The following is a 15,026-nucleotide window of genomic DNA, read 5'->3' on the forward strand; positions in this document are numbered from 1 at the left end:
TTCGGTGGCGCCAGTGTCTGACGCCGTACGACGGAAAGAAAGCATTTCAATCACTTCACATGTGATGAATTCGATACTTTCTCACACCAAGGGAGCGTGTGGGGACGGAACTCGCATCGCGATCGACATCGCCGAGGACAGACGACAGCACCTCGCTTACGGGGAAATTACGCGAAAACCACGGGAAACGACGGCAGATTGGAGCCGTTTCGCCGCGCCGCGTGCGAACTTTTTATCAATTACAGACCCCACCGCAATTCGGCAGTTGAATGATAAAACTGAAACCCCTACAGTGCATTCATCGCATGAAGGAGATGGGCAATGAGAAAGGTCCTGATCGTTGACGACCACGCTGACATACGGCGCCTGGTCCGATTGACGCTCGAATTCGAGGACGTCGAAGTGCAGGAAGCAGCCAATGGCCCGGAGGCCTTGCAGGTGCTCGAGCGATGGCGGCCCGATGCCATGCTGGTGGACGTGATGATGCCCGGCATGGACGGCATGGCCCTGTGCAGGAGTGTCCGGCGCAACCCCGTCACCAGCCGCATTCCAGTCCTCTTCCTGACGGCGCGTGGTCAGGCGCAGGATCGCGAGCAAGGCCTCCAGGCCGGCGCGAGCGCTTACCTGATCAAGCCCTTCAGCCCGTTGCAGCTGATTCGCGAACTCGATCGCGTCAGCGCGGGGACGGCGGCATGAACACGTCGGCGCGGGGAGTGGAGAACTCCTACGACGATCAGGCCATCGCCCAGATGGAGCGGATCGTCATCGACCTGAAGCTGATGTATCGAGAGCGCAATGAAGCCCTGCGGGAAGTGGCCAGCGCCCACCATGAAGCGTTGCTGCGCCTGTCCCGTGCCGCCGAGTATCGCGACGACGACACGGGTGTTCACATCGTGCGGATCGGTTTCCTGTCGGAGGCGCTCGCCCTGATACTCGGGGAAGGCCCGATCTTTGCCCGGCTGCTTCGCAACGCTGCCCCGATGCACGATGTGGGGAAGATCGGCATTCCCGACCATGTGCTGAAGAAGCCAGGGGCGCTGACAGCCGAAGAGCGGGTGATCATGAACCGTCATCCCGAGATCGGCGCGAAGATTCTCGGTCGTTCGCGCATCCCCCTGTTCCAGCTGGCCGCCGAGGTGGCCCTCCACCACCATGAACGCTGGGATGGCGCCGGCTATCCTCAAGGCCTGGCCGGAGAAGCGATCCCGCTGTCCGCTCGCATCGTGTCCGTCGCGGACTTCTGCGATGCACTGACGATGCAGCGGTGCTATCGACCGGCATTCCCTCCGTCGACCGCCTTGGAGATGCTCGCCGCCCAGCGAGGCGCCGCGTTCGACCCGCGCGTGGTCGACGCGTTCATCACGCATGCCGACGATCTCTTCGCGCTGCGCGCGCGCATCGACGCATCGCCTGCCAGCTACGACGATCTCGTCGTCACGGACTGAGGTTTCCCATGGACATCGCAAGACGTGTCATGCCTGCCCCCGCGGCCGGCGGGCCCCGACCGGTCCGCTGTGGTCTGGGCGCATGCGCCTGGCGGCTCCTCGTCGCCGTGGCGCTGTTTCCGATCTCCTGGTGCTTCGCCGCCGCGGAGGTCGCGCCGGCCGACTCGACGCTCTCCAAGGTCCGCGCGTCGGGAGAGCTTCGCGTGTGCATCTGGCCGGACTACTACGGCATCACGTTCCGGAATCCGCGCAATGGGCAACTCGCCGGCATCGACATCGACCTCTCCGCGGAACTGGCCAGGGAACTGTCGGTCAAGCTGCGATACGTGGAGTCGTCCTTCACCGCGCTGATCGACGATGTCACGCAGGGCCGCTGCGACGTGGCGATGTTCGCGGTCGGCATCACGTCCCAGCGTCGCGAGAAGCTGGCGTTCAGTGCGCCCTATCTTCAGAGCGACATCTATGCGATCACCACCCGATCCAATCGCGTCGTCAAGCGGTGGGAAGACATCGATCGACCGGGCGTCGTGGTCGCGGTGCAGGCGGGCACCTTCATGGAACCCGTCATGGCGTCGCGCCTGCGCCAGGCCAGCTTGCAGATCGTGCGACCGCCCGCCCGGCGCGAGGCGGAGCTTGAATCCGGCCGGGTCGATGTCTTCATGACGGACTATCCGTACAGCAGGCGCCTGCTGGACAACTCCGACTGGATGCGGCTGCTGGCGCCGCCGACGCCGTTCCACGTGCTGCCATACGGGTATGCGGTGAGATTGGGGGACCCGGCCTGGCTGTCACGCATCGACGAGTTCGTCGCGGCGATCAAACGCGATGGCCGACTGGCGTCGGCGGCCCGCCGCCACGGTCTGACAGACATCGTGGTGCGCTGAAGCATGCCGCTGACCCTCACCCCATCGACCCGGTTGACGCGCTCGGTCCGGCTGGCTGGGGGACTGCTGGCGCTTGCGGCGTTGCTGGGCATGGCGCTCATCGCCTGGAAGACCAGGTCGAACGCCTTCGAGGTGGCCACCGGGCGGACCCGCCTGCTGGCCCGCGTGCTGGAGGACCAGGCCACGCGCACCATCGACTCCGCGGCGCTCGCCTTGACGGCGGTGGCCGACACGCTCCCGCCACGGACCGCGGTTGAAGCCGGGCGGGTCGACCCCATGCTCCATCAGACACTGACCGCGCTGCCGCATCTGCGGGCCGCTGCGTTGCTGGACGATCAGGGACGGGTCATGGCCAGCTCATCGCCCGGCGACGTGGGGCGGCAGGTGCCGCTGCAGGCGTGGGGGACCTTGCCGGCCATGGGCAAGACGGCGTTGCTGCGCCTCCAACCGGGCCGCGGACTGTCCGATGCCGCTGCGGACAGCCGCATCGCGGGGACTGCCTTTCTGCCGCTGGCGTTGACGCTGAGCGCCGGTGGGAGAACGTTGTACCTGCTCGCGCTGATCAATCCCGATGCCATCGCCAACTACCAGCAGGGGACGATTGAATCCGACGGACAGGCGGCCGCCCTGTTCAGCTACGACGGTCAACTCCTCGCCGGGACGACCGACATGCCGGTGACGCCGGGAACATGGCAACGCGAGCATCGCCTCTTCCGGGAGGCGCTGCCATCGCAGGATCACGGCGACTGGCGCGGGGCCGGATTCCGGAAGGGACCGCAGATCGTCGCCTACCGGGTCTCCCGCACCCGGCCGCTGGCCGTGGTCGTCGAGCAGTCGGAAGACTCGGCCCTGGCGGCCTGGCGGGAGGGGCTGTGGTGGGATGCCTGCGGCCTTCTGGTGCTCGAGGTCCTGGTCCTGGGAGCCACCCTGGCCACGCTGCGGGCCCTGCGGACCCGAGCAGTGGCCCGGAAGATCCTGGACGAAGCGCACGTCAGACTCGCGGCGAGCGAGCGCGAGATGGCGGTCGTCCTTCGCAGTGTCCAGGAACTCATCTTCCGGACCGACGCGGACGGACGCCTCAGTTTCGTCAACGCGCGCTGGGGACTGGTCACCGCCGATGCGCCGGACAAGGTGCTGGGCCGATTGGTGTCGGAACTGGCGATCGAATCGGATCAGGCGCGCGTGGCCAGCCTGTTCTCGGCCGTCTCGCGCGTCGGGGTCCGAGCGGAGGAAGCGACGTTCCTGACGACCCAGGGCGAAGCGCGACGCTTCGCGCTCGCGGTGGTCCCGCTGCTCAAGGGCGGAGTCATCTCGGGCTATGCGGGATCGGCCGTGGATGTGACTGACCGGTTTGCCGCCGAATCACGCCTCCAGCATCAACTCGATCTCGTGGCGCTGCTGCTGGAGCTGAGCCCGCAACCCACCTCCATGGTCGATCGGGACGGCCATATCGTCACTGTCAATCGCGCCTGGGAGCTGTTCACCGGCCTGGCCAGGGAAGAAGTGGTGGGCCGGCCCGTCCGCCCCTCCATGCCCGAAGCGGACGAAGAGCCTCCGACCTCCGACTGGGTGCCCTTCGAGGCGGTCAGGGGAAGAAACCTCTTGCGCTATGAGACGCAGATGAGGGGCCGCGACAAGGATTGCCGCGACGTCGTCGTCTCGAAGGTGGTGGTGCCGGGCGACCGGCGACAGGCGGCCGGCGTCCTTTTCACGTTGACTGATGTCTCCGAATTCCGCCGCGCTGAACGGGCGATCCGCGAGGCCAAGGAGGCGGCAGAGGAAGCATCCCGCGTCAAATCGGAATTCATCGCCAACATGAGCCATGAACTCCGGACGCCGCTTCAATCCATCATCGGCTACTCGGAACTGGGCAAGGCCCGGGGATCGGAAACAGCCCCCCGGCTTGCGACCATGTTCGGGGAGATCCATGCGTCGGGCCACCGCATGCTGGCATTGGTCAACGATCTCCTGGACGTTTCCAAGCTCGAGAGCGGCGTCGGCACGTTCGATCTTGAACGCTGCGACCTGCGCGCGCCGGTGGCCAGCGTCGTTCGGGAACTTGAACCCCTGCTGGCATCACGCGGCCTTCGCATCGACATCAGCCAGTCGGACTCGCCGCTGATCGCGCGGGTCGACCCCCTTCGTTTCCAGCAGGTGATGCGCAATGTGCTCGCCAATGCGATTCGTTTTTCTCCGGAAGGCGGCGTGATTGAAGTGCGGACCGATCAGACCCCCTCGGTCGAAGCGCATGTCGTCATCCTCGATCGCGGACCTGGCATCCCGCCCGACGAGCTGGATCGGATCTTCCACGCCTTTGTGCAATCGAGCGCCACCAAGGACGGATCTGGAGGAACGGGCCTGGGCCTGGCGATCAGTCGCAAGATCATGGCGGTCCTGCGTGGTCGCATCTACGCCCGGAACCGGCCCGGCGGCGGGGCGGAGTTCCACATCGAAGTGCCCCTTCGCGCCGCCTCGGCGTCATGACGCCGCAGGGGACCGGGACCGCGTATCACGGCCTCACAGCCGTGCCGGCTGCGCATCGATCGTGATCAGGTCCCGCCCGCCGTGGGCGGTGTTGATCTTCCCGCCCAGCGTGACCTTGCCGCCGCCGAGGAAGCGTTCGGCAAAGCCTTGCGGACCGGCCTCCTTGTCTTCTGCCGCCTTCGGCGTCGCGCGGAACTCGCCGCTCGCCACCGACGAGTCCCGCGCGCGCTGATTCAACTCGTTGACGAACAGCCGGAACGGCTGCCAGCTGGCCTCCGCCTCGACATGCGCCGCGATCTGCTTCTGCAGGTCCTTGATCTGCGTCGCCGCGCCCTCGTCCACCGGCGCCCCCGGCCGCTGCAGCACGTTGATCCGCTCCAGGCAGGCGTTGATCGTGTCCGCCGCCTCCGGCGTCAGGCACTTGCGTTCGATGAACAGGCGGTTGTTGCCCGGCGGCAGATTGACCATCTGTTGGAGGAAGCCCTTCAGCGCCTCGTCGCCGCCGCGCAGCACGCCGTCCGGGCCGCGCTGGCCCAGCCGCGCCTGCCACTGGCCGCTCTCCTTGTTCACCAGCTTGATGAAGTCGTCCTGCACGGCGTACTCGCGGTGCTTGTACGAGATGTTCGGCTTGACCTTGCCATCCTCCGTGGTGATGCGCACGAAGCCGTTCTTCGCCTGGATCACCAGCTCCGTCTCCACGCCGACCTTGTGCCGCGCGAAGACGCCGACATCGGGCTGGTCGGCGCGCTTGATCGTCGGATGCGAGACGCCCACGCTCGCCGCCGCGCCCAGCGAGGTGCGCGACCCGCTGCCGGCCTGCACCGTCCGCGTCGCGCCGGCTTCGTCCTTGGCCTTGCTGCGGTTCATGAAGGTGTGCTTGAGCGCGACGCCCGCCGTGCCCGACGCGCTGGCCACGCCCAGGATCTTGCCGCTGCCGCTGCCGTCGACGCTGAGCGAGCCGTTCACCTGGTGCGACTTGCCCTCGTTCCAGCCGAAGGAGATGTCGCGGTAGTCGCCGACCTTGCCCACCATCTGCGCCCACATCTCGCCGCCGTTGGCGGGGCGCGCCGGCGCGCCGTTCTGCCCGTTCTGCGCGGCGAGCGCGAAGATCGAGTTCACCGTCAGTTCGCTCATGCGCTTCCAGCTGCCCTCCGGCGCCCGCATGGCCGTCGACTGCGCGGGCGTCAGCGAGGCCGTCAGTTGCCGGTGCTCCGTGCCTGTCTTGTTGGTGCGGATCATCAGCCCCTTGCTGAACAGGTGCGCGCCGCCCAGCCGCGCCATCGCCTGCACGCTGCCGCCCAGCTTGCCGACCTGCGCGCCCACGCGCACGCCGCCGCCCAGCATCTCGGTGACCTTGGTCTCGTTGCCGAGGAAGATCACGCCGGTGTTGGAGGCCACGCCCGCCTTGAGCACCGCCGTGCGGCTGCGGTCGACGTTGAATTCGCCCACCGGCGTGATGCCCGTCGTCAGGCCGCCGATCCCGTCCACGCTGGCCACGCCGTAACCGAACATGCCGCCGACGCCGAACTTGCGGCCGTCGCTGTAATCCGTCATGTCGCCGCCGGCGACGACGGTGACCAGCACCTGGCGCAGGATGTCCTGACGAGCCTGCGGCGTGGCGGCGTCGAAGTCGCGCTGCAACTGCGCGAGATCGCTGTCCATCGCCGCCTTGCCGCGCAGGACCTTCAGGTCTCCCCGGAGCTGCGTGACCTCGGCCGCGCCGCCCTGCGGCACCGATCCGGGCGCGCCGGACGCGCTGAGCCGCCCTGCCTTCACCCAGTCGTTCAGCGTCCCGGGCAGCAGCGCCTTGTCCGCGTGCGCGGCGGCATCGGCATCCACGAGGGTCTGGTTCAGCGCCGGGGGCGCCACGTGCACCGGCGGCGGTGCTCCCGCGGGCGTTCCGGCCGGCGGCGGCGGATTGGAGATCTCGTCGTTGACGCGGGCCGCGGCCGCGCCGATCTCGGCCTGCGTGAGCCGCAGCCCCTGCGTCAGGTCGATCAGCGGATCGGCAGCCGCGGGCACCTTCGCGTTCCATGCGTCCATCACCGCCAGGCGCATGACCGCGCGGGTGCGCTCGTCGCCGGTCATGGTCGCGGCATTGGCCCGCACGTCGTCCAACAGCAGCGTCCTGCTCCGGTCCAGCGCCCCCTTGAGCCGCTTGGCATGCTCGCCCGGCACGGTGCCGATCTCCGACCCGAGCGGTCCCGCCTGCATCAGCGTCTTCAGCGGCGTCTTGTCCTTGCCGACCTTGCGCCGCATCGAATCGATCGGATGACGGAGCGAGTCCCGCACGCCGGGTCCCGAAACCTGCGTCTTGCAGGCGAGGTCGATGTACTTGCAGAACTTGTGCAGCCGCTTGGCCATCAGGTGGAAGTCGGAGCCCGACCCGCTCTCCGTGAAGCCGTTGCGCAGCGCGACGTAGGCGGGCTTCATGTCCGGATTCGGATCGGCCGCGCCTCGCGCGCGGGTGAGGTTGTCCGCCGCGTAGAGAAAGGCCTGCGTGGGCAGCGTGGCCGGATGTTCCGGATCCCGGCGCTGCGCCGTGCCGCGGCGCATGTTGCCCGTGCCCAGGCGCCTGTGGTCGATCAGCTTGACGTGCTCGGGATGCGCCGCGATGGCGGCGCGGAAGTCCGCCGGTGTCTGGTTGCCGCCGACGTTGAATCCCTGCGCCAGCAAGGCGCTCTCGGCGCGCAGGCCGAGCTTGTAGTGCTCGACCGCATGCTCGGCATGCTGGCGCGTCTGGAAGGCCGCCAACGCCGCGTTGTGGGTGGTCTGGGCGGCGGGGGTCGGATTCGGCCCGAGCGCCGCCGGCATCGGCGCCGCCGGCGGCAGCGACAGTCCCTGCAGGTCCAGCAGCGCCTGCATGCCGCCGGACGTCGCGGCGAGCGCGCGCTTGGCGGCATTGGCCAGCCGCTCCACCTCCGGCCCGGGCGGCGCCGTCGTCACGCCGGCCAGCGGCGACGGCGCCGGGCCACGCGGCACCATGCCCGGCAGCGCCGGGCCGCCGCTGTTCCAGAGCGCGTTGTAGACATGCGCGGCGACGGTCGGATCGTCGGTGACCGTGCGCAGCGTCGTCGCGATCAGCAGCGCCTGCTCATGACGCAGCGGATGACCGTCGGGCCGGCCGGCCGGGTCGGGATTGGGATGGGTGAGCAGCGCCTGCGCCAGCATCGTCCCGACCGGCGTGGACTCGGTCGCGTGCGTCTCGGTCGCGAACATGCGACCGACCTCGGACGCGAAGGCCGCCGCATTGCCGAAGGCCGGTGGTGTCTGCGCCGCGCGCTGGGTGCGGATGGACGCGTCCGTCAGCAGATTCGCCGCGCCGCCGGCGGCGACCTTCACATGCGCATCGACGCGCTTCAGGGCGCCGTCGCTCAGGACCTTGTCCGTCGGTGTCCGGGCCGGCGGAACGCCATTGTTGAACTTGGTCGGCGCGCTGCCGCTGGTGGAGCCGGTGATGGACCCGACGGCAAAGTCGACCTTGACCGGTGCCATGCGCCGCTCCACCGCGGCCAGCGGTCGGCTCAGCAGGGTGTCCTTGGCCTTGTGCCCGATGGAGCGCTCGTCCGGATGCGGCGGCGCGGCCTTGGGACGGATCTCCTCGCACAACGCGTCGATCGCGTGCCCGACCCGCTGCTGTGCCTGATCGGCGGCGAGCTCGCGCGCGTCGCGCGCCCGGGCGCTGGCACGGGCGGTGGCATCCGCATTGTCAGCCGCGACCCGGTGCTGGTCCCGCTGCTGATTGGCGGTGGTCTCGAGGGGTCCACTCGTCTGCACATGGTTCTGGCACGTGGCCAGGTTGCCACGCTCGACATTGGCTGCGGTGAGGAGTTGCGCCACCACCGTCTGCTGCGTGTGGATGGCGTTCTGCGCCAGTGTCAGATCGGCATTGGCCCGCTGCAGGGCCCGGCTGGGCGCCGGCGGAGGAGCGCCCGGCGCTGGCGCGGGCATCGCGGCCTGGGCGGCATTCACGGCCTGCTGGCAGGCCTGGTGGTGGGCGTGCAGATCCCCGCCGGGCTGCAGGCGGTCGCGCGCCTGCGCATGGCGGTCGATGGCCGCGTCGGTGATCCCCTGCTGCTTCGCTTCCGCATCGCGATGCGTGGCGGCCGTGCGGGTGCTCTCCGCCGCATCGGCCGTGGATTGCGCCAGCGTGCGATGCGCCTGCGTCGCGGCGACCGCATGGGGCACGGCGGTCTGCGCGGCTGCGGCATGGTCCTGCATGGCCCGCTGCTCGGGCGAGTTCGCGGCGGTCAGCGTGGCCAGCGTCTGGCTCGCATGGGTGAGTCGCGCGATCGCATCGTTGGCCGCCGTCACCCGCTGCTGGGCGGCGGCATGCGCCGCGATGCCCGTGCGCTGGTCCGCCTGTGCGGTCGCGAAGTCGGTGGCGTGCGTGTCGATGGCGGTGTTGTTGAGCGTCCGGCGGTTCTCCGCCGTGGTGATCGCCTGCCTCAGCTGCTGAAGGGCCGTGTTGGCGTTGTCCCGATCCGCCGTCGCCTGCGCGATCCGTTGCGCGCGGGTGGGCGCCGCGGGACCGGCTCCCGCAGGGGCGGGCTGTGCCGGCGCCGGCGGATCTGGCGGAGCGCTCTGCGCGAGCCGCAGCGCGCGCTCGGCGTTGTTCAGGTTCGTCCTCTCCCTTCCCAAGGCGGGATCGTTGCGGGCGGCGTGCACTGCGGCGTCGAGCGCGGGGACCTGCGCCCGCGCCGCGTTCAGCAAGCCCTGATGCCGGTTCACTTCCGTCTGGAGATGGGGCAAGGCCGCCGCGGTCTGCTGGGCCTGCGCCTGCGCAGACGTCAGCTCGGCCTGACGCCGCGGCGCTTCGGCCACCGCCGCGGCGGCCGCGGCGGTGCCGCGCTGCTGGAGGTCCTGGATCGATTGCTGGCGCTTGTTGAGCGCGGCGTTGGCCGAGGCCTCGCCATCGACGCGCGCCGCCACCTGGCCATGCGCGCCGTGGGCCTGCCCCATCGCCGTCGCGATGTCGGGCAGCACGGCCGGCGTCTGCGCTTGCGCCTGCGCATTGCCGGTCCGGCCGAGCAGGTTCATCCGCGGCCGCTGGCTCTGCCGGGTGGCGACGGTGCCGCCGGTCGGGGTCAGGCCTTGCAGGGCGCCAGGCACGGTCGCGTTCTGCGTTCCTGCGGTGCCGGTGCCGCCGGTCGTGGGCGGCAGCGGCGTGGTCAGGGGCGGCGGCGGCATGCCGGCGCGGTTGCGTGCGAAAAACTGGACCATCGACCGTCCCCTGATGTCTTTCGCGACACTGTCGGGCGTAGTCCGTTCGGGCAGTCGCTGCGAGCCGAAGCGCCTGTCGACGACCCGAAGTCCCGCCGAGAGGCGCTACCGTGCAGAAGCTTGTTGACTGCCGAGTCCGCTGGCCCTCACCCCCGCCCTCTCCCGCAAGCGGGAGAGGGAGCGAGCGTGCACCGAGCTGACCTGCAGAATCACTCTCCCGCCAGCGACAGAGTGAGTGATGCCCGCACCGTTCTCACTCCCTCTCCCGCTTGCGGGAGAGGGTTGGGGTGAGGGCCAGCGGCGGTGGCAGTACTGAAGGCCGTCGGCGATCGCCGACTGCCGCGATCAGGTCCGGAGCGGCGCGCCGGTCAGGACCTCGCGCAGCCGCGCGATCGCCCGCTCGATCGTGGCGGCGGCGGCGTCGGCCGCCTCGCGTTGATCGTCGAAAGTCCGCGCGCTGGCCTCGGCGCGTTGGTCCGCCTTGGCCGCCGCGCCCCGGCGCGCGGATCGGTTCTGGATGGCCGCCGCCTCGGCGCCCTGGTGGCGCATCAGGTCGTTGCGCCGCATCACCACGACGATGTGCTCCGCGTCGACCTCGCCGGCGAGGCGGCGAATCCCCGCCCGCTGCATCGCGATCGCCGCCCCGCAGTCCTGCGCCTGCCACTGCAGCCGAGCGCCGGGCGCGATGGCCGCCACTGCGTCGGCATGCGCCTGGACGCACTGCGCGTGTTGCGCCAGTTGCGCCGTCAACGCATCGCTGGCCGCGTCGGTGTGGCCGATGTCCTCGACCACCCGCGCCGCGGCATCGACCGCGCGCCGGTGCTCGGACAGCGCCTTCCTGGCATCGTCGAGCGCGATCTCGGCCGCGCCGCCCAGCGCGGCCAGGGCCAGCGAATGCGGGCGGACGGTCCGGTTCATCGCGCCGATCGCGTCGCGCAGCCGCATCTCCGCCGCTCGCGCCGCGTCCCGGCGCGACAGCGCGGCCGCCTGCGCTTCCCGATAGGCGCCGGTCGCCCTCGCCAGCGCGGCGGCATGTTCGGACAGCGCGGGCGAGCGCCGGCGCATCCGTTCCTCGCTGCGTCGCAGGCTCCCGGCGGCGTCATCCAGGGCCTCCTGGGCCTTGTTGCTCACGGCCTGCCGCGCGGCCAGTTCAGCCCCGGCGGCGGCAAGCGCGGCCGTCACCTGATGCTGGATCGCCAGGATCGCGGCCTCGCATTCGGCCTGGGCGGCTTCTGCCGCCAGCACCCGATCCATGCGCAGTGGCAGCGCCTGACGAGCGTCGCGCATCGCCTCGATGGCGGCGGCCAGCTCCTTCACACGCGCCGCCTTCCGGGCCTGCAACGCCTGCGCGGCCTGCCGCGCGCGCAGCCGGGCGCTGACAGCGGGCTGCGGCGTATTGGAAATGACGAAGAGTTCCGCGGCGTCGGTTCCCGCCGCGCCGCCCGGCATCGGCAGCGGCTGCGCACGCCCCTGGTAGACATCGAACATCAACCTTCCTCCTGATACGTTTTCACACCACTGTGGAGGGATTCGCATCGGGAGGTAACCGCGGAACGAAGGGCCCTTCGACGATGCGAAGGGGGTCTCCCGCTTGCGGAAGAGGAAGCAAGAAGAGCGTCGGTCGAACTCCCTCTCCCGCTGGCGGGAGAGGGTGGGGGTGAGGGCCAGCGGACTCGGCAGTCAACGGGCCTCGCCATGCTGAGGACTGATACGCCCGCTCTCCCCGGCCGCATCGCCAGACGATCCATGAGGCGCGATGTCCAGCCAGCCCGCCGCGATCATCACGACCAGCGCCGCGACCGCGGCCAGCACCGCGCCCCAGCTTGCGATGCGCATGCGTGGCGAGCGACCGACGCGCTCCGTGGCCTCGGGCCGCACGCCCTCGATGCGCGCCGTGCTGCGCCCCGGCTGGATGCGCGATTCGGGACCGACGACGCGACCGGCGCCATCCGCCGCATCAACGCTCTGCGCCCACACGTCGTCCTCCGGCGGCGGCGGACGGCGCGCCGACGACGCGCCGCGACGCACGACCGGCCCCGGCGTTCCGCGCGGCGGTGCCTTGCCCTTGCCGCCGCTGGCCGACGCGCGCACGCTCGCCTTCGCGACACCGTCCGACCCCGAGTTCGGCGCCGCCGGTGCCAGGTGTGAACCCCGGTCGTGCGAGGCGTCCCCGGTGACGCGTTCCTCCTCGTCATCGAGCAGATGCCGCGTCACCACGCCCATCAACCGGCTGGCCGAGGCCTGGCGACGACCGCTGGCCTCATCCCGCCGGCGTGCCGACGGATCTCCGGGCAGCGGGCGGACCTCCTCGGCCGAGGCCGCCGAGGAACTGGCCGACGCCGACGACGGCCGCGCCGGGAGCCGTGGCGGATCGCCGCGCATGGCGCGTGCTCAGACGCCGTCGACGGAGAACACGCGTCGACCGGCGTCGGCGCTCATCCCCACGCCCGTTCCGGAGCCGCTCCCGGCGACCGCCGCCGCCACGGTGGCCGCGATGGACGGCAGCTCCGCGAAGCTCGGCAGGCTCGCCGTGGCGCTCGGGGTCTCGCCGAACTGCTGTCGGTAGTTGTGGGCCAGCGTCGAGCGATTGGCCATGCCCCAGCGCGCCGCGACCGCCAGCACGCTGTCGCGACCGGCCATCTGCTGCAGCTCGGTCCGGATGCAGGCCATGCGCAGCTTGCGGATCACTTCCGCTGGCGTCAGGCCGAGGTTGGCGCGGAAGGCCATCTGCAGCGCGCGCTCGGTGACGTCGATCTCCGCGGCGATGCGACGGACCGACAACGCCCGGTCGTGCAGGTGGTCCAGGATGTATTGGTAGGCACGGCGATAACGCGGGGGCAGACGCAGTTGATCCGCATCGGCCTGTTCGGCGCGCTCCTGCTGCTCGAGGAAGCGCGAGTACGGCACCCGCGTCAGCTCGAAACGCAGCCGCGCCAGCGACAGCTGCGCATGCTGGCGATAGCAGCGCAGCGCGTCGGAGTGGCGGCCGTTCATCGCATGCAGCTTCGACGCGCAGTAGCGCAGCTCGATCGCATGGCGGTGGTGGAGCTGGCGCGCATCGTCGATGGCCAGCGGACCCAGGATGTCATAGGCCGTGCGCGCCTGGCCGCGGTCCAGCAGCGCCAGCGCGGCTTCGACGCGGGCGCGTTCTTCCATCGGCGCGAGGCGGCGGTCGCGATACCAGCGCACGCCGTCGAAGAGACCGTCCACGCTCTCTCCGCCCTGCCCGCCCTGGCCGCCGATCAACGCGGGCTCGGGCGCCACGAGCGCGATCAGGAACTCGAGTCGCGCCACCACACCCGGCAGTGCCGCCAGCGCGCGCGCCGACGATCGCAGCGCCGCGCGCACGTCGCGGTCCCGCGGCAGCTCCGCGCCGGCGAGGTCGTCGTAGTGCCGCAGCGCGCGGCAGACCTGGACCTCCAGCTCGATCGCCGTCAGCAGCGGCATCATCAGCGAGGGCGCGTCCATCGCGTCGGCCAGCGCCATCGCGAAGGCCAGCGTGCGCGCCGCCCGGCGGTGCTCGCCCATGGACTGCATCGCCTGCGCCATGCCGGCCAGCGCCTCGACCCGCAGCGCCGGCGGCGCGTCGTCCGCATCGGCCACCACGTTGAAGGTCTCCGCCGCGCGACCCGGCTTGTTCAGGTGCAGGAACAGGAAGCCCCGGTCCATCGACGACAGCCAGCGCACCTGCGCGCGCGGCAGTCCCTCGTACATCTTGAGCTGCTTCTGGAAGAGCTCCTCCGCCTGCTCGTCGCGCCCGGCGGCCAGCAGCGCCTGCCCCAGCACCTGGCCCAGCGCCGCGAGCCGCTCGGGATCGCCGCCTGCCCCACGATCAAGCCGGCCCAGCCCGAGCCGCAAGGCCTCCTGCACATCGCCGCGCGCCACCGCGGCGGCGACGTCTCCATCCTGCTCGGCAAGCCTCAGGCTGCCCAAGGTCAGCAACAACATGTGAACTCCCCTTCCATGCGTATCGAGTGCGTTGTCGGATACATCCGGATGCGCCTGAACGTGCATTGATCACGCATTCATCGCGGCCGTATCGCCCGCCGTGTGCGTTTCGGCGTGGGCTCATGCTAGGCAGCCGCCCACTTCGGCGGCCTCATGTCTTCACGATGAAATCCTCAACAATCCTCAACACGAAGTGAGCGCCGCGCCGGCTCATCGGGCACGGATTCGCGTCCGCGCAAATCGCTTCGCCCCCTCCTCGCCTCGCGCCGGTGCCGGCAGGGACAGTGCGCCTCAACCCCGAGGAGCCCCCCGTGTCCCTAGCCCTTCCTCTCGCCGAGAAGAACGCCAACGCGATCTCCGACCTCATCGCGTTGCGGCCCGCCACGACGCAGGACGCCACCTCGGTCGCGGCGATCTACAACGCCTCGCTGCGCACGCAGCCCTATCAGCCCGCCGGCGTGAGCGAGGCTGACGGCGCGCGCTGGGTGGCGGAGGAACTCGCCAAGGTCAAGGACAAGGACGCGGTGAAGGACGCCAACTACATCGGCCCGATGAGCGTGCCGATGGCCAAGCTGCAGATCGAGCTCCACCAGTTCTACCGACGCCCGATGGTGATCGCGACGCAGCGTGGCGAGACCGTCGGCTGGATGGGATCGCTGGGCCTGCATGACCGGCCCGGCCTGTCCTCGCTGTTCGAGCTGGCCTACTACGTCGCGCCGCGCTGGCGCGGACGCGGCGTCGGCACGCGGCTGATCAAGCACCTGATCACGCAGGCGCCGGTGTGGCGCGTGGACCGGCTGCTGGCCATGGTCTGGAGCGACAACGCCGCCAGCCTGTCGGTGCTGCGGCGGGCCGGCTTCAGCGCCTGGGGCGAGCTGCCCGGCGCGGTCACCGCCTTCGGCAAGCGGCGCGACATGGTGCTGCTCGGGATGACGCTGGCCGACGTCGTGCGGGACTTCGACGAGACGCAGCCCGCCGAGGCCCTGGACCTTCCGGACGTCACGGACGTCACTGACGTCGCGGACGCCGCGACCCCTTGAGC

The 15,026-nt window shown here is 70.3% G+C and carries 9 protein-coding genes; 5 read left to right on the forward strand and 4 right to left on the reverse strand.

All coding sequences use genetic code 11. The features are described 5' to 3' along the window. The first annotated feature begins 321 nt into the window (after positions 1-321). From AC07PR_RS02580 to AC07PR_RS02595, 4 genes are read left to right on the forward strand one after another with little or no spacing between them, the layout of a single operon-like run. The gene (locus AC07PR_RS02580; RefSeq protein ID WP_495134303.1) at positions 322-696 is read left to right on the forward strand and encodes a response regulator; all 375 of its coding nucleotides are present in this window, start codon (positions 322-324) and stop codon (positions 694-696) included. Further along, complete coding sequence (locus AC07PR_RS02585) at positions 693-1,445, forward strand: HD-GYP domain-containing protein (RefSeq protein WP_495134304.1); 753 nt, start codon at positions 693-695, stop codon at positions 1,443-1,445. The genes AC07PR_RS02580 and AC07PR_RS02585 overlap by 4 nt, the downstream gene beginning before the upstream one ends. 29 nt (positions 1,446-1,474) lie before the next feature. Then, on the forward strand, positions 1,475-2,329 hold the full coding sequence (locus tag AC07PR_RS02590) for an ABC transporter substrate-binding protein (protein WP_495134305.1): 855 nt from the start codon (positions 1,475-1,477) through the stop codon (positions 2,327-2,329). Between the two features lie 3 nt (positions 2,330-2,332). Continuing rightward, positions 2,333-4,813, forward strand: a complete 2,481-nt coding sequence (locus tag AC07PR_RS02595) for an ATP-binding protein (RefSeq protein ID WP_495134306.1) — start codon at positions 2,333-2,335, stop codon at positions 4,811-4,813. 33 nt (positions 4,814-4,846) lie between these two features. Here AC07PR_RS02595 and AC07PR_RS02600 read toward each other — a convergent pair whose 3' ends face one another. The 4 genes from AC07PR_RS02600 to AC07PR_RS02615 form a co-directional block, all read right to left on the reverse strand. Further along, positions 4,847-10,036, reverse strand: a complete 5,190-nt coding sequence (locus tag AC07PR_RS02600; RefSeq protein WP_495134307.1) for a hypothetical protein — start codon at positions 10,034-10,036, stop codon at positions 4,847-4,849. Between the two features lie 345 nt (positions 10,037-10,381). After that, complete coding sequence (locus AC07PR_RS02605; RefSeq protein WP_495134308.1) at positions 10,382-11,524, reverse strand: hypothetical protein; 1,143 nt, start codon at positions 11,522-11,524, stop codon at positions 10,382-10,384. 192 nt (positions 11,525-11,716) lie between these two features. Then, positions 11,717-12,418, reverse strand: a complete 702-nt coding sequence (locus tag AC07PR_RS02610; RefSeq protein ID WP_495134309.1) for a hypothetical protein — start codon at positions 12,416-12,418, stop codon at positions 11,717-11,719. Positions 12,419-12,427: 9 nt separating this feature from the next. Beyond that, entirely contained in the window at positions 12,428-13,984 is a 1,557-nt protein-coding gene (locus tag AC07PR_RS02615; protein ID WP_495134310.1) for a helix-turn-helix domain-containing protein, read from the reverse strand. A gap of 311 nt (positions 13,985-14,295) precedes the next feature. Between AC07PR_RS02615 and AC07PR_RS02620 the strand changes: the two genes are divergently transcribed. After that, complete coding sequence (locus tag AC07PR_RS02620; RefSeq protein ID WP_495134311.1) at positions 14,296-15,024, forward strand: GNAT family N-acetyltransferase; 729 nt, start codon at positions 14,296-14,298, stop codon at positions 15,022-15,024. Positions 15,025-15,026 lie beyond the last annotated feature (2 nt).

Source organism: Roseateles sp. GW821-FHT09H11 (assembly GCF_059415845.1).